Consider the following 22,755-nt stretch of genomic DNA (forward strand, 5'->3'; position numbering starts at 1 on the left):
CATTAGAGTTCGCCCATGCCGTGCAAAGGGAAAAAGCCCTCCTCACAAAGAGAAGGGCTTTCACATGAGGTATTCTGCTATTTAAACAGGTATAGGAGTCAATTTACCCGAGCTCTTCTCCTGCGAATCAGCATCGTTCCTGCTCCAACCATGATCATGACTGCACCTGCAGCCGTATAATTGTAAGCAGCGGTAGCTGTATCAGGCAGTTCATTTTTCTTAACAGTAACAACCGGAGTCGCGCTTTCTTCTTTTACCGGAGTTTTTTCATCCTTTTCCGTTTCGTTAACAGGTGTTTCTTCCTGAGGTTGTTCTGTCACAGGTTGCTCCTCAGCCGGCTCTTCTTCTTTAGGCGGTTCTTCTTGTGCCGGAGGTTCCTCAGCCGGAGGCTCTTCCACTGGCGGTTCTTCTTCTGCCGGCGGCTCCTCTTCTTCTTTAGAAACGATGTTTTCGATCTTAAACGTTTTGACAGCTTCAAGCTGCTCATGCGTTTTAACATACACTGTATAAGTGCCGTTTTCAGTTACATCGAACGTGTTTCCTTTTATTGCATTTCCTGCTGCTGAAAATTTATCAGCTGTCTGCTCGCCTGGAAGCCACTTCATCTCTAGTACGTCCTGGTCTGCCGATACTGTTACCGTGACAGTGCCCTCTGTTTTTTCTGTTGTCGAGAAAACTATTTCTACAGTTGGAGCTGCAGGAACCAATGATGCCAGGGCTTGATCAGCAAGTGCTCCAAGAACCTGATGTCCTGCTGCATTAGGGTGGATGTCACCCGGAATGATATAGGCAGCTTGATTACCGGAAAAAGCGCTGTATGTATCCACAAGCAATGACCCTGATGCTGCTGCGATCGGATTTAATACTTGCTGATTAACAGTTAGAGTAATTTGCTCCCCTGCTTGATGCAGCGAAAGTAAAAAGGGATCTTCACTTGCTCCAAAGGGATTGTACATGTTGTAAAAAACGACAGGTGCGGTTTGATTGTTCTGTCTGATTGTTTGCAGGATGTTTTGAAGGTTCTGAGATAGCTGTGCAGATGCTGCAGCAATCTTCTGCTGAAGTTCTGGTGTGAATTCGATAGGAGTTTGGTTTTCGATCAATTCCTGCAGGCCTATTGCCTGAAGGTAATCGTTGCTTCCAATATTCAATGTAATGACATCAGCCTGCTGCAGAGCGAGTAAGGTTTCCTGGTTAGAGAGTGCTCCAAGAAGCTGTGATGATGTCCAGCCCGGAAAGCTGATATTGGCGACTTCTGCATTGCCTTCGTTAATCAAGTAAGGAAATGCCTGGCTTGAAGGCTTTGTTTTATCTTCCTGAAGGTTGTAGCCAAAGGTGATTGAATCTCCTAAAGCTGCGACAAATAGCTTGTCCTTCCCGCTTTCCTGCGCAAAGCCGATAGATGCTGCAAAACTGCTCAGCAACAAGATGAAAACAAAAAGCAATGATCCTTTTTTCATTCTTTCTTTATCCCCCCATATTCACATATTTTGCAAAGCCTCTTTCATTATAGAGTTAGATTTCAGAATATTCAATACTAATTGCGCATACTGCATTCAATTTCTTCCATTCTTTTTTCCCATAAAAAAAATTTTATACAAACAGAAAAGCAGCGCCCAAAGAACGCTGCCCTTCAATGTTTTATTTGCGAATCCAAACCGCACCGGCGGAGTTGTCTTTCGCTTCTCCTACTACCTGGAATTTCAGGCCGTAGTTTGGAACTTTGCGCCCTGCATCCGGAATGACATCATTGATGTAGGATCTTGAATCATCAAAGAATGTTACTCCCTTCAGTCCGTTGTAGCTGTATTCGCCGCGTGTCGGGCTGTCTACATACCATGAAGGTGACTTGTCATACGAGAATGCTGCATCTGCAATCTGGTAGCGTGTTGATTGAGTAGTTGTCAGTTTGCCGTCAAGCTGGCCGTACAGAGGAAGCGGATGAGAATCTACCACTCCAAGGAAGCCTTCACCTGGATGTTCGCCGACCCAGTTGTCTGTGAAGCTGTCATCTGCATACCATACGACCATGCCTGTGTTGTATTTTGGTCCGCGTGAGAACGCAAGAGCTTTATCAGAACCTGCATAGTTTCTCCACTCAAGATAGTAGTGATGTTTAGCAAGGTACGTCCCGTCAAATGCCTGGAAACCGTTTAATGTAAACTTCGCTGCTCCTTCTGCATCATCGCTGAAAAGCTGTTCGCCATCAGCCGTCAAGACCGCGTTGTCAAGGGCAAAACCTTCAGGCGCAAGTCCTCCGTCTGTCGAGTAATCAAAGACAAGCTTCACTTTTTTGCCTGCGAATTCGCTCAAGTCGTATGACTTGTCGATCCATTTGCCGGCAGTTGTTCCTTTAGTAGCGTCTCCGTCTGTTACATCTCCGCCGAGGATTTCAAGAACTTTGCTTCCGTCAGCTGTTTCTGCTTTTACAGTTAAAGCATCACATGCACAGCCATATTCAATTTCATAGTTTGCTTTGAAAGTGAATGCTGCACTTGTTTTGCCTGTAAGATCAAATTGGGGTGTTTCCATTACTGTGTGTACGTTATCACCTTTCGTACTGTGATAGTACTTTTCGCCAAACTGCGGCTGAATTGTACTTTTCACTTCTTTTTCAGGAAGGTTTATTTTCACAATACCAGGATTGTTTGACTTCGTTACACTTTGGTCGATGAATGATGCCGTTCCTTCAGCCGTTACGTCCTTGTAATTAATTTCGTGAATGTTGGCCCAGTTTCCGCCCATCATCGTCTGGAAGAATTCTTTATTCTGGGGAGAAAAACTTGTCGGTTCTGTTCCGGCAATCTCTCCGTTCCAGCTTCCGCCGCTCATGATAGACCATGAAGCAACCGGTTCACCCTGGCCTGAATACTGCGTATCATACTCATCTGGAAGGCCTAAATCGTGTCCGAATTCATGGGCAAAAACGCCGACTGCCCCGTCTTCAGGCTGGATTGTGTAATCAAATGCAGCCATATTTCCGCCCCAGTAATCCACATCAGCCTCGGTGCCAGGTACAGGGAATACACCGTCTAATGTCCAGCGGTGTGACCAGATTGCGTTGCTCTCAAGCTTTCCGCCGCCTGCTTCCTGTCCTGTTCCCGCATGGACAATCATCAAGTGGTCGACAAGACCGTCCGGCTCATTTTGATTGCCGTCACCGTCAAGGTCATACAAATCAAATTCATCATAGTCTGCGAGATTCATGCCTGATGAGGCTGCAGCTTTTAGAGATTCTTTTACAAGATCACGAGGTCCAAGCGGGGCAAGGTTATCGTGTCCCCCTGCCGGATTATCATCTCCGTAGTCAGCAGCTTTTCCCGGAACCGTCAGCCACTCAGAAACCGTACCGTCTACTGTGTAGCTGCCGCCGGATTGCTCTTCATAGAATTGCTTAAAGGTAGGAACTTTCTTTCCGTCCAGAAGCTGAAACGGCTTGTCCCCAAACAGCATGTTTTCATAATGCTCCTTGCTGAAATCATTTGAATACATGTAGCCTTCTTCTTTAATGATATTGTTGTGCTTAAAATCTTCAAATTCAACAAGCAAAATCAAGACTTTATCTTCTCTGACTGCACCGTTATAACCTGCTTGTTTTGCAGGTTTCACATTAACAAAGCCGTCTTTTTTGCCTTTTTTCAGCTTTTCATGACCTTTAGCAAGCTGCTTTGTCAGCTGCTTTTTTTGTTTCGTTAAAAAATCTTTTGATTTTTCATCCAGGTCATATTCTCCATGACCGTCTTCTTCTGTATGCAGATCAGCAGCAGGCTTTTCACCTTGCTTTTTTTCAATATAGTTTTTCACAGCTGCGGCAGTCTCTTTGTCGCTTGCCTTTTTCGGGATGATTCCCTGTTTCTTCAAAGCGTCAGCCAGACGCTCTTCATTAATAATATTCATATCAATCGGCGCAGACAAAGCCGTTTGTGTGTTTTCCTGCACGGGCTGCTTGGCGAAAGCTGCCGGTGCAAACAGGCCTGCCGTCAAGCTTGCAGCCAGAATCGACGTTCCAAGTTTCTTGCTCCAGTTATTCAAGTGCGGTCCCCTCCCAATTTGTAAGAACATGTAGAATTTTCTGTTTTTTTCTACACGTATAAAGATACCATACTATGAAAAACTTGGAATTGGCCTATTATCCTATAATCGGAAATATTTTACTAGTATAATAGATCATCCGAATGGAAAAAGAACTGAAACAATGGACCTACTATAACCTTAAGGCATGAGGGAAAAAGGAAGCATAATCCATCTGCCACCCCCAGAAAATCCGCCTTTTCCTTCAATAGTGTATTGAAATAGACGATGCTTGGAGGGAAACGATGGAGTCCTACGTAAAAGATTCTCTGCAAAAATGGAAAGAAGACATGCTGCAGCAAAAAAATGAAATTGATGCTGAGTACGAGAAAGTAAAAAGCGAGCTTCAGCTGTATTCCTATAAGTTCGGCATTACGAAACAAGTGATTCAATCCACGATCAATGACGAGATCATCAGCACGATCAAAACAACTTACCAAAAGCCGTTTGAAGAAAAGTTCAATGAACTGAAACTGTACATAAAAGAATTGGATGAAAAGCGAAGAGTCTATCAGATGTTTGTTGAGAAGATTGAAAAGGTAAGTGAGACAGACGAAAATTAAGCAGAAATCCCTGAGGCGGATTTCTGCTTTTTATTTATGAAAAAAAGCCGGTTTCCCGGCATTAATGAAGATACCTTCCATGATCAGGAATGGCCAGCTTTTCAAAGTCCGTGCTCAAAAGGGCAAGGCCGTCACGCAGTTCTTCTCCTGAAACAGGCACGCCATGTCCTGTTATTGCTGTGGAAGGCTTTAAGGATTCCAATGTTTTGACAGATTCCCATGCCGCCTGCCAATCTGTCGTGAAGTATCTTGGCGGCCCTGAGATTTCCTGTTTTTGTGTAAACACTTTATAGAGGGAGTCCTGCCTCACGGTTACAAACGCATCCCCTGCGATCAGCGTTCGGTCGGATTCCCTGAAAAATGAGACATGTCCTGGTGTGTGGCCGGGAGTATGAACCCATTTCCAATCTGACAGCCCAGGAATCATCCCGTTTGGTTCAAACGGCTTGACCCGGTCTTTAAGATCGATGGATTCGTTCGGAAACATTTTTGACAGCTTCGCGACCATTCCGCCTTCTGCACTTGGGTCCGGTTCTGGATAATCTGTTTGGCCTGTTAAAAAAGGAATTTCCAGTTCATGAGCATACACCGGCACCTGCCATTGTTCAACAAGTTCCACAATTCCACCCACATGGTCAAAATGCCCGTGTGTCAGCAGAATCGCTTTTGGAGCAGCATCAATTCCGCCATGTGCTTCGAACGCTTTTTTAATGGCGTCTGCAGAGTGGGGCATCCCTGCATCAATGACATACCAGTCGTCCCCGCTTCTCATAAATACTACGTTTACCACCTGGTTTGTATAGCAGTAAATCCCGGGAAGCACATCCATTTCAAGTCCGCTCATGACAGATGTTACCGGGATGAACTTATGCTCAAAAGGGCTCTCCATGTTATCGTCCATCGCTGATACCTCCTGATTTTCATTCAAGAAGATAGTATCCTCACGATCCTGACAATCTATTCACAGACAAGAACCTGTCTAGAGAACATCTGTTTTCGGACAGTGCATCTGTCGATGATGGCAAAGCCGGCTTCGATAATCATGTGATCCATCGTTTCACTCGTGACAATGACTGCGCGATCTGCAATGCGTCTTGCGTGCCTGATGATATCAAGCTGCTCTTCAGGGGTAGCATGTGTGTAAAGATTGTAAGGCATATCGATGATGGCCGCGTCATACTTTCCATTTACCTCTGCAATCGGAGATACTTTCACATCACACTCATATCCGAAATGGGCAATATTTTCTCTGGAGCCATCCACAACAAGAGGGTTGATGTCACGGCCGGCAATATCAATTCCCATTGAAAGAGCTTCAACGAGCACTGTCCCTATTCCGCAGCATGGATCGATTGCCTTTACTCCTGCCGGATGCGGGACCGCAATGTTAGCCGCTGCTCTGGCAACCCTTGTACTGAGAGCGGTTGAATATTCCCTGGGCTTTTTCACATGGTGCAGATATACAGGTTCGGCTTTTGTATAGTTTCCAAAATACCAGCGTCCTTCGTGTACTGTAATCCCAAAAACCTGATCAGGATTCCGGACATCCGCTTCTGCTTTAAACGGCCAGCCTACTCTGCGTTCAATCTTCCGCCGTTCGTCATAACTGATTTGTTCTGAGTCATCGAGGTCATTGATTTTAAGAAAAATAATCTTAAACGTATCCGGCCCAATATCAATCTCGCCAACCTGCTGAACGATATCTTCTACTTCATTTCCTTCATATAAAATCTCTATGCGCTCTTTCATAAAAGGGCTTCTGCTTGGATCAATGCAGGTGCTGCTTTTCAGGCAGTGTCCTTCCGGCTGAACGCCAAAAAAAGACCGCATTTCCAGCTTGCATAGTTCAAGCTCTTCTTGTGTGCTTGCAAACGTATAAATATAGGCCGGTTTCCGGCTTTGATTCTGCAATCATTTCCCATCCTTTAGCGTTAAAAATATGCATCTATAAAACCATAGCTGTATTCTAAAAGAAAAGCAATTCTTCCGGCGCGTAAAAATGACTTTCCAGGAGAATCCTACGGATAAAAGGAGAGTGATCGTTCAATGAGAGATAAACACGCTCAAACGTCCGAAGGATTAAATCAAATCGTTGAAATCATTAATGCAAAAGGCGATCAGGGAGAACTGACAGACATCGTGAATCAGGCTGAAGAACATCTCCTCTGCAGCGACGACCTATTCGACCGGCAGCTTTTTGCAATCGTGGACGATACTGTCAGCGAAAAGGAAGAATAAAGAGACTGGGCAGAGAACCAAAAAATCCGAACTGTGAAAATAGTTCGGATTTTTTGTAATGGATTAGCTTTCTCGGGCCTTATGACCCTTCAGCTCTTAAATATCCGCGCGAAAGGTTAATCCCATACTTCTTATGACCCTTCAGCTCCCACATATCCGCACGAAGGGTTCTTTACACGCTTCTTATGACCCTTCAGCTCCCACATATCCGCACGAAGGGTTCTTTACACGCTTCTTATGACCCTTCAGCTCTCACACATCCGCACGAAGGGTTCTTTACACGCTTCTTATGACCCTTCAGCTCTCACACATCCGCATGAAGGGTTCTTTACACGCTTCTTATGACCCTTCAGCTCTCACACATCCGCGCGAAGGGTTATTTCCACGCTTCTTATAACCCTTCAGCTCTCACACATCCGCATGAAGGGTTATTTCTCAGATTCTAATGCCATTATCCAAAATCATTCACTTTCTTGCTTCATGTACCTTCAGAAGTTTTCCTTTAACAGTGGTCGTTTTCATGGCTTTTAAGACGGCGGGCCCTTTTCCGTTCAGTATATCTACGTATGAAACATTTTCCTGTATGGAAATGATCCCAATGTCATCCGCCGTGATGCCGGGAAGGTTTGAAATCGTCCCGACAAAATCAACGGCTCTGATTTTCTTTTTCTTTCCGCCGTTAAAATAAAGTTTCATGATGCCTTTATTCAACTGCGCACTTTTATCTTTTTTCATTACAGGCTTTGACGTTCGTTTTTCTTCAAACGCCGGCTTGGCAGCTGCCGTTTCTTCATGAGTTGGAGCATCTGTTCTGCGGATGGCGAATCCGATATAGTCCTCAATCTCCGCTGTCATTCTTTCTTCATTTGGAACGGCAAACGTTATGGCCTTTCCTTTTTTCCCTGCTCTTCCGGTCCTGCCTGTTCTGTGAACATAGCTTTCTTTTTCAAGGGGAAGATCGTAATTGATGACAAGGGATACGTTGTCAATGTCGATTCCCCTTGCCGCGACATCTGTTGCAATTAAGTAGCGGAATGCTCCTTTTTTGAAATCATCCATGACAGAAAAACGATCTTCCTGAACGAGTCCGCCATGAATTTTTCCGCATGGATAGCCAGCACGGCTGAGCTTCCTCTCGAGTAAATCCACTCTCTCCTGCGTTCTGCAAAAAAGAATGCAGCTGTCAGGATTTTCGATCACCGTTACTGCTTTAGCAAGTGAAAACTTATCATCCTCTGAAACAGTGATCAGCGAATGGTCAATGTCAGACGTCGTTAATCCTGATGCCTTTATTTCAATTTGGACCGGATCGTTCATATATTTGTCGCACAGCTTTTCAACATCATCAGGAAGCGTAGCTGAAAAGAGCATCGATATCCGCTCTTTCGGCAGTTCTTCCATAATGGCCGCCACTTGATCGATAAACCCCATATTCAGCATCTCATCAGCTTCATCTATAATTAAAAAGCGCAATTTCTCGAGAGGAAAAGTGCCTTTTTCAATGTGATCAAGAACTCTTCCGGGTGTTCCCGCAACGATGTGCGTCTTCTGCTTCAATTCTGTTTTTTGACGTTCAAATGGCTGTTTCCCATAAATAGCCGCTGCTTTAATTCGCTTGAATCTCCCAATATTTGTGAGATCTTCTTTTATTTGTGCCGCAAGTTCCCTTGTCGGAGTCAAAACCAGCGCCTGGGGCTTATTCTCCTCCCATTCAACAAGCTCACACAGAGGAATGCCGAACGCTGCTGTTTTCCCGCTGCCTGTCTGGGATTTAACCACCAGATCTTTTTGCTGCAGGGCAGCAGGGATCACTTGTTTCTGTACTTCAGTCGGCTGGGTATAGCTTAATTTATCTAAAGCTTTAAGCAGATCAGAGCTTAATTTGTAATCTGAAAATCCGTTTTTCATTTGTCCTGAACCTCAATTTCATTTGTTTTATCACGTGTGCTTCGGGTAAATATTCATTATACCCTTTATTAGACGGAATTAGATTTATGACCGCAAAAAAAATACCGTAAATCTCCTGGGAGATTCACGGTATCTATCAATCTATCAGTTTAAAACTTTCACATTTACTTCGCGCTTGCCAAATGCAACTGCTGCATCTTGTGTAGGAATGAACACATCAATGCGGTCGCCTTTAATCGCTCCGCCAGTATCCTCTGCTGTTGCATAGCCGTAGCCCTCAACATATACTTTCGAGCCAAGCGGAATCACATTTGGATCAACTGCAATTACTTTCTTGTCAGGATTTGCTCTTAAATCAACGCCTGTAGCCGTTGTTCCTGAGCAGCCGTCACAAAAAGCGGTATAAGCTGTTGCTGTAACTGTCATTTCTTTTGCAACGCTCTCTTCTTTTACATCATTTTCTGAAACCGCGCTTGCAGAAGCCTCATTTACAGACGGGTTTGTGTCCTTAGGCTTTTCGCTAGCTTTTGCAGGAGCAGGGGCAGGCTTGCCATTATCTGCATCACTGTAAACCACCAATTCCTGTCCAGGGTGGATCAGGTCGCTTTGAAGATCGTTTTTACCTTTAATATGTTCAACACTTGCTCCGAATTTTTCTCCGATGCTCCATAAAGTGTCTCCGGCAACGACTGTGTAAACTTCCTCATCTGATACTTTTAATGTATTGTCTGCCATGATTATGTCTGATGATAATCCGTTCCAGCTTTTAATATCTTCTACTGAAACGTTATGTTCTTTGGATAGGCTGTAAAGAGTGTCACCCTTCTCCACTACGACCTCTTCTGCCTGTGCGCTAAATCCTGCTGTCGTTGTTAGTGCAGCTGCTGCTGCTAATGAAAAGATTGTTTTTTTCATTATTTTTCCTCCTCCTTCAGCAATCGATGTTTCCCATCTTAGCATAAAAAAGAGGCTTGTAAAAAACAGCGAGATAATAAATCCATTACAAATGTAACAGCACGATAACAATTACCTTACCAAATAACTGAAAATTCCCACTATATTCCTTAGTTTCCTTCAAAAAATAAGGGAAATTAGTTCGTTTTTCACCATATTCAAATACTAAATTTCTTTTTATCAGGACATATGGTATGGCCCTATATAAGGGATACTTGCTAAAATTTCTTCTATTTTTTGAAACAAACCGCCATGAAAATCCGTCTTATATGTAAGAAGAAAAAACAAAGGGGAAATGAAAATGGGGAAATTACTTAAAAAGCTGGATATGACAAAACAAGACCTTCTGTTTGGCATTGCAGGGTCATTGCTGATAGCTTCATTCGTGCAGTTTATCGCTTAATAACGTCAAAAACCCCTTGAACAAAAGGGGTTTTTTCTTTTTATGAGACCACTGCCGCTTCCTCGGATCTTCCTCTGTTGCGTTTCACGGCATATGCTACCGCCGCAGCCCAGCCGATAATGATAAATCCATAAACAAATGGTGTAATCGATGCGTCCGTGTCCCAGGTTGTCAGGAGCGTTCTTGCGTTAGTCAGCACGATAAATCCTCCTACAAGGACGCCAAGGAGGTGGCCGGGAAGCTTCCTTACAAGCCAGGCCGCAATCGGGGCTGCGAAGATTCCTCCGATCATTAATGCTCCAACCCACAGCCAGTTCACCTGCTCCCATCCAAGAGAAAGCAAAAATCCAAGTGTTGCAGATACGGCTATGGCAAATTCACTCGTATCGACCGTCCCTACCACCTTGCGTGCTGAAGCTCCCTTTTGTGAAAGCAGCACTGGTGTTGCAATCGGCCCCCATCCGCCCCCGCCGGTTGCATCAGCGAACCCTGCAATCAGCCCAAGGGGAATTGATTTTTTTCTTGTCAGTGCAAGGGATTGATTTTTTTCCCTTTCTTCAAAATGAAATAAGAAACGGACAAGAACATAAAGCCCTAAAGCAAGCAGGAAAACAGCGATAAACGGTTTTGCCAGATCTCCGGGCAAATTACTTAGAAAGCACGCTCCTGCAAATGCTCCGATTGAGCCTGGGATGATCAGTTTATAGACGGCCTGCTTATCCACGTTTCCAAACTTAATGTGCGAAGCGCCGGATGCTGCTGTAGTGACCACTTCTGCCAAATGCACAGATGCCGAGGCAACGGCAGGGGCAATCCCGAAAGTCAAAAGCAGTGTAGTAGATGTGACCCCGTATGCCATCCCCAGTGAACCATCAATTAACTGTGCCAAAAAACCAATAAATGCAAAAATAATAAGCTTTCTCAACGTTATCTCCCCTTTCTGAATACAAAAAGGTCCCTAACAATGTGTTAAGGACCTTTGGTTTTCCAATCAGTCTGATTTTTTTAAATTTTTAATTTGTATTTTTATTATACATAATTCCTATGAGTTTACAAGGAATTATATGAAAAATTTTTCAAACCGATTTTTTCATTTTTAGGAATCAGCCTTTCTGTTAAACTAAAGCTACTTCATCCTGAGAATAGAGGAGTGAAAGAATCAGTTGATTTTTGGACCCCGCGTTTTGAAAACAGGCATATCCGTCACACTTGCGCTTTTTATCTGCTCCCTTGCAAATCTTGAGTATTCTGTATTTGCCGGGGTAGCCGCCATCTTTACCATCCAGCCTTCCATCTACAGGACATGGAAACAGGTTCGTGAACAAATTCAGGCTAATACACTCGGTGCGATGCTCGCCCTGTTTGCTCTTTACTTTTTCGGCAGCAGTCCGCTCGTCATTGGAGTCGTTGTCATCTCAGTCATCGTGATTTGCCTGAAGCTGAAAATGGAAGCGTCCATTTCATTGACGCTTGTAACCGTTCTGGCCATCATGAGTGCACCGGGACAAGAGGATTTTCTATATGTGCTGAACCGGTTTGCCGTCATTATGATTGGAATCGCATCAGCGTTTATTGTCAATCTCCTGATTCTTCCGCCGAAATATAAAGAGAACTTTTTTTCCAAAGTTCAGACCGTTTTTGAAACGATGTCTCTTTTACTGAGAACTGCCGTATCGGATGAACTGACTGAATCATACTATCAGGAAAAAAGAAAAGAGTTCAGGACTGACCTTCAGCAGCTTGAAGACTTATATGAACTTTTTGATGAAGAACGGGAAAAGATGGCAAAGATCAATCCGCTGAATGTAAGAGAAATTGTCGTGTTTAAACAGATGCTCAAAACCATTCAGCAGGCTGCCGATGTGCTGAAAGTTATTGAAGAGCATTACTTTCAGAGCAGAACCACAATGGCTGAGGATCAGTTGTTTGATGATCAAATTGAACAGCTGACGAAATGGCATGAGTATTTGCTTCTTAAATATGAAGGGAAAATTAAACTCAAGGACTGGTTTGAAGATGACCGGGTGACAAGAGGAACTAGAGTTTTTCTCATTCAGATGATGGAAAGAGACTCTGAAAAAATTGAAAACCAGAGGCTGAATGTTGTAGCATCCGCCGTCTATGAATATGCCTTCCAATTGCAGCGGCTGGATCAGCTGGTTGGAAGTTATGTTAAGAAAGCAGAAGGTTTATAAAAAAAGTCCAGCCAAACGGCTGGACTTTTATGCTGAGCGCAGCTGCCTTTCTGCAGATGCATCTTGAGCAGGTCTTGCTTTTTTGATTTTCGGTACGGGAATGACATAGCCGCTCAATGGAATAAACTGCAGCAGCCTGATAAATACTACCCCAATGACCATTACAGCAAGGAATAGCAGCGGAATGTTTCCGACTGTCCAAACGCTGTTTGGCAGGTATTCAACCATAAGATATAACGTCATCGGATGAACGAGATAAATGCCCATTGAATACTGGCCAATGACCATCAGCGGCTTTTTAATGACTGTCAGTTTTGTAAGAAGCGGGTACATGCCAATCGTCGCAATGCAAAGAAGCGGCAGGTTAATCAGATTGGTAAGTCTTCTGTTGGAAACCTGTCCAGTGATACGATACTCCACAACGGCTCCGGCAGAAACAACCAGTGCAAGAACAAGCATCTGCCATGGACGCTTAGTCGCAAAGCCTACAATTTCTTCCCAGAAATAAGCAAGGACTCCGCCAAACGCAAAGTAGAATAGCCAGATCGGCATAAAGGTCTTGCTTGCGAAAAATGCTCCAAGCGCACCTTCTACACCTGGATTAAAACCAAATAATTTGTAGCTGATCACTAATGAAATAAGAGCAAAAACAATCATAAGAATTCTAGATCTCACGATTTTTTGAAGAAGCGGAAAAACAAAATAAAACTGAACCACGATTGCTATAAAGTAAAGATGGTAAAACGATTCTCCCAATAACAGCCTCTGCAGTTCTGCGCCTAATCCCTGAAATTCCAGACCATCATAATGAAAAACCATATAACGGTAAGCGAAGCTCCAGATGAGGAACGGGAGCAAAATTTTTGAAAAGCGGGAAGTAATGAATTTCTTTGTATCAAAACCCCTTTTTCTCACTTGGTAAAAAAGGAGAAAGCCGCTGAGCACAGCGAAAATGGTTGTTCCAAATCTTCCAACCTGATTAATAAAATACGTAAACCAATGCCATGTTTGAGCATTTGCGTAATAATGAGTGGCCGTGACGTGAACGCCGACTACAGCCATACAGGCAAAAGCTCTTAAGAATGAAATTTCAAATAGGTAATTTCTGTTTTTTTGTTTAGTAGCAACAGATGACTGAACAGACATAACCTGACCTCCTTGTCCTTAAAGTATAAGTTTAGTGTAGATGGTATGAACAAACAAGTGTCGATTTATGTCAAAATAAGTACTTATGTATGAAATTGAAAAACGTGACATTTCCTGCATGAATTTTGCAAATCCTTGCAATGCCAATAGGACGGGGACTGAGCGTATTTCCCTGTAAAAGATGAATCCTGAAAAAATGAACAGCATGCCCCTCTTTTTTGGTAAAAGTTTCTTCCCTGCTTCCGTCAATTTTATTCTTGCTGAGAGAAAAGACTTACGTGTGAATGAGGTTTTTTGATTGAAGCATCCTATAGACTATACATAACCGAAGGCGTGTTGCTGATGAACGAGATTTACGAGTGTTTGATTATTGGGGCAGGGATTGCCGGGCTTCAGGCAGCCATTCAGCTTGGACGCTACAAAAGAAATGTACTTGTCATTGATTCCGGTGAAGGACGTTCTTCCCTTTGCAGAAGCTACCGCAATATTCTGGGCTGGCCTGACGGAATCAGCGGAGAGGAACTGAGAGCGCTTGGAAAAACACAAGCTGAAAAAACAGGTGTGCACTTTTTAAGCGGCCGCGTTGTCGGGCTGAAAAAAGGAGAAAATGCTTTTGAGGCTGAAACGGCGTCAGGAGCCGTCTATTACGCAAAGAGAATTCTGCTTTCGACTGGCCTATCTGACAGAATGCCCGAGCTTCCCGGTCTAAAAGCCTGCCTTGGCCTCAGTGTTTATGTGTGTCCCGATTGCGACGGCTATGAGGTCAGGGATAAAAAAACCATTGTGCTCGGCGCGGGAGCTGCTGGTGCAAACATGGCGCTGACCCTTTCTTATTGGACCGATTCTATTGTGTATATCAATCATGAACAGCAATCCATTCCTGAAGACCTGATTTTGAAGCTTACACACAAAGGAATTATGACCGTTGATAAAAAAGCTGATGAAGTTTTGACAGAAAACGAATCTGTGTTTAAAGGAATTCGTTTTGCAGACGGGACGCTGCTTGAGGGTGAACGCGGCTTTCTTGCTTTCGGAGGGAACACTGTCCACACCGGGCTTGCAGCAATGCTCGGGGCTGAACGGCTTGAAAATAAGCATGTCCTGACAAATCCCCGGACGAAGGAAACAAGTGTAAAGCATGTATGGGCCGCTGGCGATGCAGGCGTGCATTCTGAGCAGGTGACCATTGCTATGGGAGAAGGATGTCAGGCTGCGGTCTGGATCCATAAAAGCCTGATGGACGGAGAATAGCAGCGGGCTGCTGTTCTCTTTTGTTTTGCCGGTGTCATTACGGGGTCTTGGAATCGCACCTTATCATTGAAAAAATAGTTTAAAAGACTTAGTATTTAAAGAGAGTGATTTTTTACTAATTTTACATAATTTAAGCAACTTTACAGAAACCTATTTAACTTAAGGAGTGGATGGACGTATGGGTGTGACGCTCAGTAAAGGTCAAAAAGTGGATCTAACAAAATCAAATCCCGGCCTTCAGAACGTAATTGTCGGACTTGGATGGGATGTAAGCAGGCACGGGGCTTCCTACGATCTTGATGCATCAGCATTCCTGGTCGGTCAATCCGGCAAGGTGGGCAGCGATCAGGATTTTGTTTTTTACAACAATCCCTCAGGCGGAAACGGTTCGATTCTGTACACGGGAGATAACAGGACAGGTGCAGGGCATCAGGATGATGAGCAGATTCAGATTAATTTAAGCGCTGTCCCTCAGCACATTCACCGCATTGCATTTACAATTACAATCCATGATGCACAAGCAAAGCAGCAGAATTTCGGACAGGTTGAAAATGCCTATGTCCGCATTTTCAATCCGCTAAACAATGATGAGCTGATCAGGTTTAATCTTGGCAGAGATTTTACTGTCGAAACCGCGATTGTTGCAGCTGAGCTCTACCGCCACAACGGCGAATGGAAATTTAATGCAATCGCAAGCGGATTTCAGGGCGGCCTTGCAGCCTTGTGCCGCAACTTCGGGGTAACGGTTGATGACGAACCGGCACCGGCAGCGGGAATTCATTCAAGCGGATTTCAGCCGCAGCAGCCAAGCTATTCCCAGCAGAATACGTATCAGCCGCCGCAGCCAGCCTATTCTCAGCAGTCCGCGCCATCGTACACTCAGTCTACTCCGGCCTATTCTCAGCAAAGCTACAGCCAGCCGCAGCAGACATATGGTCAAGGTTCGCAGACATACGGCGGGGAAACAATCAGCTGCACCCGCTGCAGTTCAACGAACGTACGCACAGGCGAAAAGGGCTTCGGTCTTGGAAAAGCTGCTGTAGGCGGTTTGATTCTTGGTCCTGTAGGACTGCTTGGAGGATTTATCGGAAAAAACAAGCTGAAGTTCACGTGCAACAGCTGCGGTAATTCCTGGTCTCCAAATCAGACGGATTACGCCGAGTGGGCTAATCAGCAAAAGAACAAGGCTATGGAGCTTTTCCAGAAATATAAGAGTCAGGACGTGCTTGAAGCCGTTGTTGCCGCCTGTGCACTCGTAGGCACGGCAGATGGCCGCCTTGATCAGACTGAACGCCAAAAAATGATTGAGTTTGTGAATCAAAGTGAAGAGCTCCGTGTTTTTGACACAAATAAAGTCATTCAGCAATTTAACGTATATGTTCAAAAAATGGAAAGAGATCCGATCATCGGGCGTGCTGAAGCCTTTAAAGCACTTGGAAGAGTGCGCACGAAACCGGAAATTGCGAGGCTTGTTGCCCGCTACTGCATCGCCATCGGCTATGCGGACGGGCACTTCGATCAGAATGAACAAAAAGCTGTTGCAGATATCTGCTATGAGCTTGGACTGAATCCGAACGAGTTTTTGGCTTGATTAAAAAAATGCCTGCGGGACTTTGTCTCACGGGCATTTTTTTCACGCTGAAAACTTCGTCATATAATCTCACAAACTAGAAGTCTTTCTGATTTTTCTATTGTAGAATAAAAGAAAAACAAAAATTTTTTTTATCCTTCCCTTACCATATATACTCCTCTTCTCGGTTTTACGACTGAAGGATACCGTTCAATTACCTTTACCATGAATGCGGATGGAGACGATACCCGTTTTCCGGTCTGCGCTTCCAGATCGTCTGCAATTTGTTTGGGTGTGGCCACTTTCCTGGCCCTGAGCAGATGAAAAGCAGCCGCAATCAATTCATTAGACTCTTTTTTCGTATATCTCACAGTTCTCCATTCCCTTCTGATAATTGTGCTATTTCATTTATTTTACTTTGAATGGCGCCTTAAATCTACAACGTTTTAAACCACTAAAGCGTCAAATGGATTATTTACTATACTCCTATATTTTCTAAGGGCAGCCCTTTATGGAAAAATTTAATAGGCCAATGCTATGAACAGATTTGACAGAATCAGGTATAATAGGTTCATCACAAACAGAAATGGGTGACAGATTCTGAAAGAATTTATTCTTCTCATGGCAGAAGCTGTGAATAATATACACGACCTCATCAATTCAATGGCCTATCAGACCTTTGGGTTAAATGTGACGGACAAAGACCTTCACTTCTGGATTATGGGCTTCATTGGAATGGCTGTGTTTCTATTTGTCTATCTTCTTTCGAAATGGCTGTCCAAGCTTCCTTTTGGAATAACAGCTCTTTCCTTTCTATACACAATGACGTTTATGTTCGTTCTTGTTTTCGGCATTGAAATTCAGCAGGCTCTTACAAGGCGCGGGAACATGGAATTTATTGATGCCATTGTCGGACTGTGGGGCTTTGTCGCACTATTTTTAGTTTATATAGCGCTCATCATCGTTGTTTTGGTGATTAGAAGTCTTTTCAGAAGAATAACCAATAAAGACGATATAGATGCATAATCGTAAGCCCTCAAATAGAGGGCTTTTTTTGTATGGAGATTTTTCCGATTGCTCACGGAGTGTTACAAACTGAGTGAAAAAGCCGCATCTATGCCGCCTCTGCCTGAGCAGAGCACTACTTCCTTATCAGACCCTTCCGGAACCAGATATAGAATATGCGGATAATGATGATGATGGAAAGGTTAATGAAGAATGTCAGAAACCAATGATACTTCCTGTACTCCATTAAATCTGTATACTCTGCAAGAAGCCAGGCCATGAGCTGGATGCCTAATGCGCTCGCGATGAAATATGCTGCTTTCAGTGAAAGCCTTTTTTGTTCCGGATAATTCAGGTTAAACCAAACGGCAATTGCAGGATAAAATAAATAGAAGAGCGTCAGGCTCATCTTTGTCGCATCCGGAAACTCCCTGAACGGAAAAACCATTCTGCCTGACAGGGTTTGGATGTACACATACAGCCAGCCTACAGACTGTGAAAACAGGAAGATTATTTGAGCGTCTCTTCGTTTGCCTTTTGGAACCTTCAGCAGGAGATACAGAATGGCAGCTCCCCAAAGAGCAGCAAGGACAATGATTTCACGCATGACTGTCACCGCCCGAAACCATTCCCTTTCTGAACCATTTTACGTACTGGTGGTTTAGCATCAGCACAAGCAAGACGGAAAAAAAAGTCCAGTGCCATTTCCATTCGTCATATTTGACTAAGTTTGTATAGGCCTCCAATATGACTTCTGCAACGGTGAATACCCCGGAAAAGACAATAGCGTAGACCCATTTTACAATCAGGCTTTTCCGTGATGGATAATGGATGCTGAAAAGAATGGCCAGCACGGGAAATAAGAAAAACTCAAACGTAAAGCTTGATTCGTTCACTTTGTTTTCGATGCTTAAAAGCTGCACCGGGTAATGGATCCAGCCCTTTTCGACAACAAAAAGGCCTGCAATCCACGTAATGGAGCCCAGGGAAAGAAACGGAACCCATGCTTCCCTTGCCCTCTCTTTCGGTACAAACTTTCCTATTAATAGGATGCTGAGCACAATGGCTCCGGCAATAATCCATCTCTCATGTATCATAGCGGCCCTGTCCATTTCTGTTTTTGTTCATTCCTCTTTAACCATCTGTCATTAGAGGAGGATCCTGGTTTTCCTCTGTTTTATTACTATTGGTTCATCTTTTGACAATTATGTGAGAATAAAATAGGATGTTGGAATTTTTTATGATAAAGTGAGGGTACAAAGGGCTTTTACTTTTTGATACGGGAGAGAAGTTGATGAAGACTAAGGCTTTGTGTCAGTTTTTAAGAGAGCAGTCTGGATCTATGTCAGACAAATGGCTCAGTGCAAGAACCATTGAACCAGTATCTGTTTATTCCATTAATGTACCTGATAAAGTCACAGCAGATCTTCGCGAACAGAATCAGCATTTCATTCATACCCTTATCAATCTCCTTGAGAACCCCGCAGCTGACCGTATGAGCAGCTGGGCTCAGGAAATCGCTGTAAAACGCGCCGCTTCAGAAACTCCTCTGTACCGTACCATTCAGCAATTCAGGCGCTTCAGGCTGATTTTTCTGGAAACTGCCGAAGCCTATATCTTAAGCCATGAAGACGAATTTTCCATCCATGACCTTCTATCATTCAGCAAACAAGTTCACTCAGCGTTTGATCACGCTATTGAACTCTTTACCCGCTATTATCATCAAGTATCAGACGCAAGAATGGAAGCCCATAAAACCATGATTTACAAGCAGACAACGCCCGTTATTCCAATCTCGGATGAAATCGGGGTTTTGCCCATTGTCGGTGATCTTGATATGCACCGCGCGGCAATGATTACAGAAAGTGCCATTTCAAAAGCAGAACAGCTTAACCTGAGCCGCATTGTGATTGACCTCTCCGGCGTTTTGGTCATTGACACGATGGTTGCAGGGCAGCTTTTTAAAATGATGCAGATGCTGAAGCTGCTAGGAATTCAGGTAACCATTACGGGCATCCGTCCCGAAATCGCTCAAACTTCTATCCAGCTTGGAATTGATTTTGGAGATCTCGCTACATTTGGACAGCTTAAGCATGCACTGAAGTATTTATATAAGGAATGATCCCTTTCTAAACTGCAGCCCCATAACTCCTTCTGCGAAAGCAGATTCTTCACGCTGTTCCCTTCTCCAGAAAAGTGATAGATTAATAGGAAAGGAGGAGAACCGAATGATTCTTACTGGAATGATCCTTGATACTGAAACGACAGGCCTGTCCCCTGTTAATGATGAAATAATCGAGATTGGCTATATCCTTTTCACTTATGATGATGAGCGGGACCTTTACTTAGATACACTGGAAGAAGGCACTTATCTAAGAGAACCGCTCTCTGCCTCTGCCAGAAAAAATTATCCATTCGCTTTCCGCATTCATTCCATTCCGTTTGAAGACGTGAAAGGCAAGTCATTTGATGATGAAAAAGTAAAAGCGGCCATTAAAAAAGCAGATTTTATCATTGCCCACAATGCTTCGTTCGACAAAAGCTTTACGGTCAAAATGTACCCTGAGCTATTTTCAAAAAAGTGGTACTGCTCCGCCCGCAACATCCCTTGGAAAACATACGGATACTATAGCGCGAAGCTTATCAGCCTGCTGCACAGCCATAAGCTTGCATCTTCGCAGACTCACCGTGCCCTTGATGATGTCAGGCAGCTGAAGCAGCTGCTCATGAGTTCCAATTATGAGGGGAAATCCTATTTGAAGGTTGCCCTTTCCTCTGCATCGCCTGTGAACAAGACGGTCAAGTGCCCGCTCTCAGGCGTCAAGCAAAAACAGGCAGACGGGACGAGCCCTCAGACTTATATTCCTTCTCTTTCCGCAAAAGACATCCTTTCTCTGCTTAAAGAGGAAGGAAAAGACCGGTATCTTGTCTACACGGAAACTGGCCGCTATATCGGCTTTATCGGCGCAGCAAAAAGCAGACAAATAGAAGCCTCACTTCGTGAAGGTTTGGGGATGAAGGCAGAAGTAAAAGAGCTCTCGGTGAATGAAAAAGGAGAGCATCACTGCTTGATTTCGGTTACCATTGAGCCTGCTAAGAAAAAAGAGGCTGCGCGGTAATTGGACGAAAGTCTTTTTACAGACAGGCCGCATGCCTGTAGATACAAAAAGATCGGTGCATCGGCACCGATCTTTTTTACTGCTCGTTCAGGATGTTTTCTTCAAGCACAGCCGACTTGTCACCATACACTCTTTCAATATGCTGCAGACCCCATGCAGACAGCGATTCTAGAATGCCTGTTACTGACCAGCCGTATTCTGTAAGCTCATATTCGACTTTTGGCGGCACCTGATTGTAGATGATCCGGTTTATGATCCCGTCCTCTTCAAGCTCCCTGAGCTGTTGTGTCAGCATTTTCTGGGTAATGCCTGTCATCAGCTTTTTCAGCTCTCCTGTCCGCTTTTTCCCCCTCATTAAATGGCAGAGAATCACACATTTCCATTTACCGCCAATGACTTCAAGAGCAGCTTCTACGGGAATGTTGTACCGCTTTGCTTTCACCTGATCCTGCCTCCGCATTCACTTATTTTTTATCTGCCGGGTAAACGACGCCGATTTGTTTTCTTGCTTCATCCATTACGTTCATTACGGAAATTGAATGTTTATAAGTGTTGATCGTCGATTCATAAAGGTCATTTTGAATCAAATCAATAAATTCCTTCATTTCATAATACATCGTTTCTTCTTTCTGCGGACGCGTAATGTCTTCGATTCTGCCGTCGCGGTAGTGGATCTCCACTTTCCCGATTGTGCTGATTCTGTCAATGACGATCGTCCCGTCCTCTCCCTGTATTTCTGAAGGAAGGGCGGAATCAGATATTTTCGAGTACATCATGACAGCGTCCATGTCCTTGTATTGAAGAAGGATGCTTCCTTCTCCGTCAACGCCGGATTCGAGCATCATCCCGCTTGCTTTAATCGTCTCCGGTTCACCGAACAGCACAAGGGAAGGATACAGCGCATAAATACCAATATCCATAAGAGAACCATTCGAGAATTCGGGTTTGAATGCATTCAGAACTGTTCCCGAGCGGTATGCGTCATACCTTGAAGAATACTGGCAGTAGCTTGCCGTGTATCTTCTTACCGTTCCGATTTTATGAAGGTTTTCCTGGATGGCTTTAAAGTTTGGCAGGAAGGTGGATTTCATTGCTTCCATGAGCAGGACGCGGTTTTCTTTTGCTGCCTCAATCATCTTTGTCACTTCTGCCGTGTTGGAAGCGAGCGGCTTTTCACAAAGAACATGCTTTTTATGATTCATAAATAAAATGGCCTGCTCTGCATGCAGCGAATTTGGACTTGCTATGTAAACGGCATCAATCTCATCGCTTTTTGCCATGCTTTCTAAATCTGTGAATGTTGTTTTCACGTTATATTTTGCCGCAAATTCTTCCGCTTTTTCGCTTGATCTTGAGTAGACGGCAGTCAGCGAAAAATCTTCAACCTGCATAGCTGCCTGAAGCAGGCGGTCTGTAATCCAGTTGGTTCCGATAATTCCAAAGCGTATCAACGTTAGTTCCTCCCAAAAATCGATTTCTGTAATACCTTACCATATGTATGGGCAAACGTCTCCGCTGACGCCTGCTTAAATTAATTCCACCTCTACAGATTCAATGCCCTCAACTCTTTTTATATCTTCATACACATCAGACGTATAGCGGTCATTTTTTATCAGCAGGATCAAGTCAACGGTTCTCATTTCGCGGTCAACAACATCCTTGATTTTGACATATTTGATTTTCATATCGTAATCACGGAGAATTTTCAGCACGTCAGATATACTTACGTTCACCGGCACGGTCAGTTTTACTTTCAGTTCTTTAAGGCGCAGTGTGCGGGGTCCGAGCTTCTTCACCAGCGGCGCAATGATTTCAATTGAACCAATCATAAAAACAAGCGCAATCAAAGCCTCCTGATAAAAACCTGCACCAATGGCAATTCCAAGCCCTGCAGCTCCCCAGATCATCGCTGCAGTCGTCAGGCCGCTGATGACATCATTGCTTCTCCGGAGGATCGCACCTGCACCAAGAAAACCTACTCCTGATACAATTTGAGCGGCAAGTCTCAGCGGGTCCATCGGCCGGTTGTAATCACTTGAAAAGGTATAGGCTGCCTCTATTGAAATAACGGTCAACAGACACGAGCTTACTGCGATAATAATGGTCGTTTTAAGTCCGAGAGGCTTTTTCTTAATCTCACGCTCAAGCCCGATGATAATTCCGACAAGCAAAGATAAAAACAATTTAAGAATGGTATGCTGATGAACGATGATATCCTCCAACTCTTTTCCCCCTCTCTCTTTTTTATAGTGTACTCATTTAATGTTTGAAACATTATACCATTCGCAGGCATGTGAATATATGTGATTTTACAAATAAGGCCGCATATTCT

The 22,755-nt window shown here is 44.0% G+C and carries 22 protein-coding genes; 8 read left to right on the top strand and 14 right to left on the bottom strand.

The window, feature by feature from the left end:
- Positions 1-98 precede the first annotated feature (98 nt).
- Together ACK1LH_RS16945 and ACK1LH_RS16950 are read right to left on the bottom strand one after the other, a co-directional pair.
- Positions 99-1,460 carry a GDSL-type esterase/lipase family protein gene (locus tag ACK1LH_RS16945; RefSeq protein WP_411333686.1) on the bottom strand — a complete coding sequence of 454 codons (1,362 nt, stop codon included), beginning with the start codon at positions 1,458-1,460 and terminating at the stop codon, positions 99-101.
- Positions 1,461-1,641: 181 nt separating this feature from the next.
- Positions 1,642-4,032: an immune inhibitor A domain-containing protein gene (locus ACK1LH_RS16950; RefSeq protein WP_411333687.1), complete on the bottom strand. Its 2,391-nt coding sequence runs from the start codon at positions 4,030-4,032 to the stop codon at positions 1,642-1,644.
- A 284-nt stretch (positions 4,033-4,316) separates the two neighbouring features.
- On the opposite strand from ACK1LH_RS16950, the gene ACK1LH_RS16955 reads away from it, so the two are divergent.
- Positions 4,317-4,634 carry a hypothetical protein gene (locus tag ACK1LH_RS16955; RefSeq protein ID WP_029283903.1) on the top strand — a complete coding sequence of 106 codons (318 nt, stop codon included), beginning with the start codon at positions 4,317-4,319 and terminating at the stop codon, positions 4,632-4,634.
- Positions 4,635-4,695: 61 nt separating this feature from the next.
- On the opposite strand, the gene ACK1LH_RS16960 is transcribed toward ACK1LH_RS16955, so the two are convergent.
- Both ACK1LH_RS16960 and ACK1LH_RS16965 read right to left on the bottom strand, forming a co-directional pair.
- Positions 4,696-5,535: an MBL fold metallo-hydrolase gene (locus tag ACK1LH_RS16960; protein ID WP_342825413.1), complete on the bottom strand. Its 840-nt coding sequence runs from the start codon at positions 5,533-5,535 to the stop codon at positions 4,696-4,698.
- A gap of 56 nt (positions 5,536-5,591) precedes the next feature.
- Positions 5,592-6,545 carry an RNA methyltransferase gene (locus ACK1LH_RS16965; RefSeq protein ID WP_342825411.1) on the bottom strand — a complete coding sequence of 318 codons (954 nt, stop codon included), beginning with the start codon at positions 6,543-6,545 and terminating at the stop codon, positions 5,592-5,594.
- Positions 6,546-6,680: 135 nt separating this feature from the next.
- On the opposite strand from ACK1LH_RS16965, the gene ACK1LH_RS16970 reads away from it, so the two are divergent.
- Positions 6,681-6,872: a hypothetical protein gene (locus tag ACK1LH_RS16970; protein ID WP_029283906.1), complete on the top strand. Its 192-nt coding sequence runs from the start codon at positions 6,681-6,683 to the stop codon at positions 6,870-6,872.
- A 465-nt stretch (positions 6,873-7,337) separates the two neighbouring features.
- Here the strand turns inward: ACK1LH_RS16970 and ACK1LH_RS16975 are convergent, their stop codons facing one another.
- The 3 genes from ACK1LH_RS16975 to ACK1LH_RS16985 form a co-directional block, all read right to left on the bottom strand.
- Entirely contained in the window at positions 7,338-8,780 is a 1,443-nt protein-coding gene (locus tag ACK1LH_RS16975; protein ID WP_411333688.1) for a DEAD/DEAH box helicase, read from the bottom strand.
- A gap of 144 nt (positions 8,781-8,924) precedes the next feature.
- The gene (locus tag ACK1LH_RS16980; protein WP_029283908.1) at positions 8,925-9,695 is read right to left on the bottom strand and encodes a LysM peptidoglycan-binding and 3D domain-containing protein; all 771 of its coding nucleotides are present in this window, start codon (positions 9,693-9,695) and stop codon (positions 8,925-8,927) included.
- Positions 9,696-10,177: 482 nt separating this feature from the next.
- The gene (locus tag ACK1LH_RS16985; protein ID WP_029283909.1) at positions 10,178-11,062 is read right to left on the bottom strand and encodes a sulfite exporter TauE/SafE family protein; all 885 of its coding nucleotides are present in this window, start codon (positions 11,060-11,062) and stop codon (positions 10,178-10,180) included.
- 238 nt (positions 11,063-11,300) lie between these two features.
- Here ACK1LH_RS16985 and ACK1LH_RS16990 point away from each other — a divergent pair, with 238 nt between their 5' ends.
- Complete coding sequence (locus ACK1LH_RS16990) at positions 11,301-12,332, top strand: FUSC family protein (protein ID WP_411333689.1); 1,032 nt, start codon at positions 11,301-11,303, stop codon at positions 12,330-12,332.
- Between the two features lie 27 nt (positions 12,333-12,359).
- Here the strand turns inward: ACK1LH_RS16990 and ACK1LH_RS16995 are convergent, their stop codons facing one another.
- Positions 12,360-13,478, bottom strand: a complete 1,119-nt coding sequence (locus ACK1LH_RS16995) for an acyltransferase (RefSeq protein WP_411333690.1) — start codon at positions 13,476-13,478, stop codon at positions 12,360-12,362.
- Between the two features lie 342 nt (positions 13,479-13,820).
- Here ACK1LH_RS16995 and ACK1LH_RS17000 point away from each other — a divergent pair, with 342 nt between their 5' ends.
- Positions 13,821-14,729, top strand: coding sequence for an NAD(P)/FAD-dependent oxidoreductase (locus tag ACK1LH_RS17000; RefSeq protein ID WP_411333691.1), 909 nt, complete (start codon positions 13,821-13,823; stop codon positions 14,727-14,729).
- A gap of 178 nt (positions 14,730-14,907) precedes the next feature.
- Entirely contained in the window at positions 14,908-16,320 is a 1,413-nt protein-coding gene (locus ACK1LH_RS17005; protein ID WP_029566139.1) for a TerD family protein, read from the top strand.
- Positions 16,321-16,451: 131 nt separating this feature from the next.
- Here ACK1LH_RS17005 and ACK1LH_RS17010 read toward each other — a convergent pair whose 3' ends face one another.
- Positions 16,452-16,670 (bottom strand): hypothetical protein, encoded by a 219-nt coding sequence (locus ACK1LH_RS17010; RefSeq protein ID WP_029283913.1) that lies wholly within the window; start codon positions 16,668-16,670, stop codon positions 16,452-16,454.
- 250 nt (positions 16,671-16,920) lie between these two features.
- Between ACK1LH_RS17010 and ACK1LH_RS17015 the strand changes: the two genes are divergently transcribed.
- Positions 16,921-17,325, top strand: a complete 405-nt coding sequence (locus tag ACK1LH_RS17015) for a hypothetical protein (RefSeq protein WP_411333694.1) — start codon at positions 16,921-16,923, stop codon at positions 17,323-17,325.
- 115 nt (positions 17,326-17,440) lie between these two features.
- Here ACK1LH_RS17015 and ACK1LH_RS17020 read toward each other — a convergent pair whose 3' ends face one another.
- Complete coding sequence (locus tag ACK1LH_RS17020) at positions 17,441-17,911, bottom strand: CBO0543 family protein (protein ID WP_029283915.1); 471 nt, start codon at positions 17,909-17,911, stop codon at positions 17,441-17,443.
- Positions 17,904-18,401 (bottom strand): CBO0543 family protein, encoded by a 498-nt coding sequence (locus tag ACK1LH_RS17025; RefSeq protein ID WP_029283916.1) that lies wholly within the window; start codon positions 18,399-18,401, stop codon positions 17,904-17,906. Before ACK1LH_RS17025 ends, ACK1LH_RS17020 begins: the two co-directional genes overlap by 8 nt.
- Before the next feature lie 197 nt (positions 18,402-18,598).
- On the opposite strand from ACK1LH_RS17025, the gene ACK1LH_RS17030 reads away from it, so the two are divergent.
- Both ACK1LH_RS17030 and ACK1LH_RS17035 read left to right on the top strand, forming a co-directional pair.
- Positions 18,599-19,426 carry an STAS domain-containing protein gene (locus ACK1LH_RS17030; protein WP_411333695.1) on the top strand — a complete coding sequence of 276 codons (828 nt, stop codon included), beginning with the start codon at positions 18,599-18,601 and terminating at the stop codon, positions 19,424-19,426.
- A 106-nt stretch (positions 19,427-19,532) separates the two neighbouring features.
- Complete coding sequence (locus ACK1LH_RS17035) at positions 19,533-20,423, top strand: exonuclease domain-containing protein (RefSeq protein WP_411333697.1); 891 nt, start codon at positions 19,533-19,535, stop codon at positions 20,421-20,423.
- A 76-nt stretch (positions 20,424-20,499) separates the two neighbouring features.
- Here the strand turns inward: ACK1LH_RS17035 and ACK1LH_RS17040 are convergent, their stop codons facing one another.
- From ACK1LH_RS17040 to ACK1LH_RS17050, 3 genes are all read right to left on the bottom strand, one after another.
- The gene (locus ACK1LH_RS17040) at positions 20,500-20,865 is read right to left on the bottom strand and encodes a winged helix-turn-helix transcriptional regulator (RefSeq protein ID WP_029283919.1); all 366 of its coding nucleotides are present in this window, start codon (positions 20,863-20,865) and stop codon (positions 20,500-20,502) included.
- A 22-nt stretch (positions 20,866-20,887) separates the two neighbouring features.
- Positions 20,888-21,874 (bottom strand): Gfo/Idh/MocA family protein, encoded by a 987-nt coding sequence (locus tag ACK1LH_RS17045; protein WP_411333699.1) that lies wholly within the window; start codon positions 21,872-21,874, stop codon positions 20,888-20,890.
- Between the two features lie 75 nt (positions 21,875-21,949).
- A complete protein-coding gene (locus tag ACK1LH_RS17050) occupies positions 21,950-22,636 on the bottom strand; it encodes an MgtC/SapB family protein (RefSeq protein ID WP_029283921.1) in 687 nt (228 codons plus the stop codon).
- Positions 22,637-22,755: the final 119 nt, after the last annotated feature.

The sequence above is a fragment of the Metabacillus indicus genome (assembly GCF_046603695.1).
Taxonomy (GTDB): domain Bacteria; phylum Bacillota; class Bacilli; order Bacillales; family Bacillaceae; genus Bacillus_P; species Bacillus_P indicus.

What these genes read in the sequence shown, in the direction of transcription:
- ACK1LH_RS17015 (WP_411333694.1), top strand. Translation starts at nt 16,921, where the DNA reads ATGGCAGAAGCTGTGAATAATATACACGACCTCATCAATTCAATGGCC.
- ACK1LH_RS16970 (WP_029283906.1), top strand. Translation starts at nt 6,681, where the DNA reads ATGAGAGATAAACACGCTCAAACGTCCGAAGGATTAAATCAAATCGTT.
- ACK1LH_RS17030 (WP_411333695.1), top strand. Translation starts at nt 18,599, where the DNA reads ATGAAGACTAAGGCTTTGTGTCAGTTTTTAAGAGAGCAGTCTGGATCT.
- ACK1LH_RS16995 (WP_411333690.1), bottom strand. Translation starts at nt 13,478, where the DNA reads ATGTCTGTTCAGTCATCTGTTGCTACTAAACAAAAAAACAGAAATTAC.
- ACK1LH_RS16980 (WP_029283908.1), bottom strand. Translation starts at nt 9,695, where the DNA reads ATGAAAAAAACAATCTTTTCATTAGCAGCAGCAGCTGCACTAACAACG.
- ACK1LH_RS17005 (WP_029566139.1), top strand. Translation starts at nt 14,908, where the DNA reads ATGGGTGTGACGCTCAGTAAAGGTCAAAAAGTGGATCTAACAAAATCA.
- ACK1LH_RS16945 (WP_411333686.1), bottom strand. Translation starts at nt 1,460, where the DNA reads ATGAAAAAAGGATCATTGCTTTTTGTTTTCATCTTGTTGCTGAGCAGT.
- ACK1LH_RS17035 (WP_411333697.1), top strand. Translation starts at nt 19,533, where the DNA reads ATGATTCTTACTGGAATGATCCTTGATACTGAAACGACAGGCCTGTCC.
- ACK1LH_RS16955 (WP_029283903.1), top strand. Translation starts at nt 4,317, where the DNA reads ATGGAGTCCTACGTAAAAGATTCTCTGCAAAAATGGAAAGAAGACATG.
- ACK1LH_RS17020 (WP_029283915.1), bottom strand. Translation starts at nt 17,911, where the DNA reads ATGCGTGAAATCATTGTCCTTGCTGCTCTTTGGGGAGCTGCCATTCTG.
- ACK1LH_RS17025 (WP_029283916.1), bottom strand. Translation starts at nt 18,401, where the DNA reads ATGATACATGAGAGATGGATTATTGCCGGAGCCATTGTGCTCAGCATC.
- ACK1LH_RS17000 (WP_411333691.1), top strand. Translation starts at nt 13,821, where the DNA reads ATGAACGAGATTTACGAGTGTTTGATTATTGGGGCAGGGATTGCCGGG.
- ACK1LH_RS16975 (WP_411333688.1), bottom strand. Translation starts at nt 8,780, where the DNA reads ATGAAAAACGGATTTTCAGATTACAAATTAAGCTCTGATCTGCTTAAA.
- ACK1LH_RS16960 (WP_342825413.1), bottom strand. Translation starts at nt 5,535, where the DNA reads ATGGACGATAACATGGAGAGCCCTTTTGAGCATAAGTTCATCCCGGTA.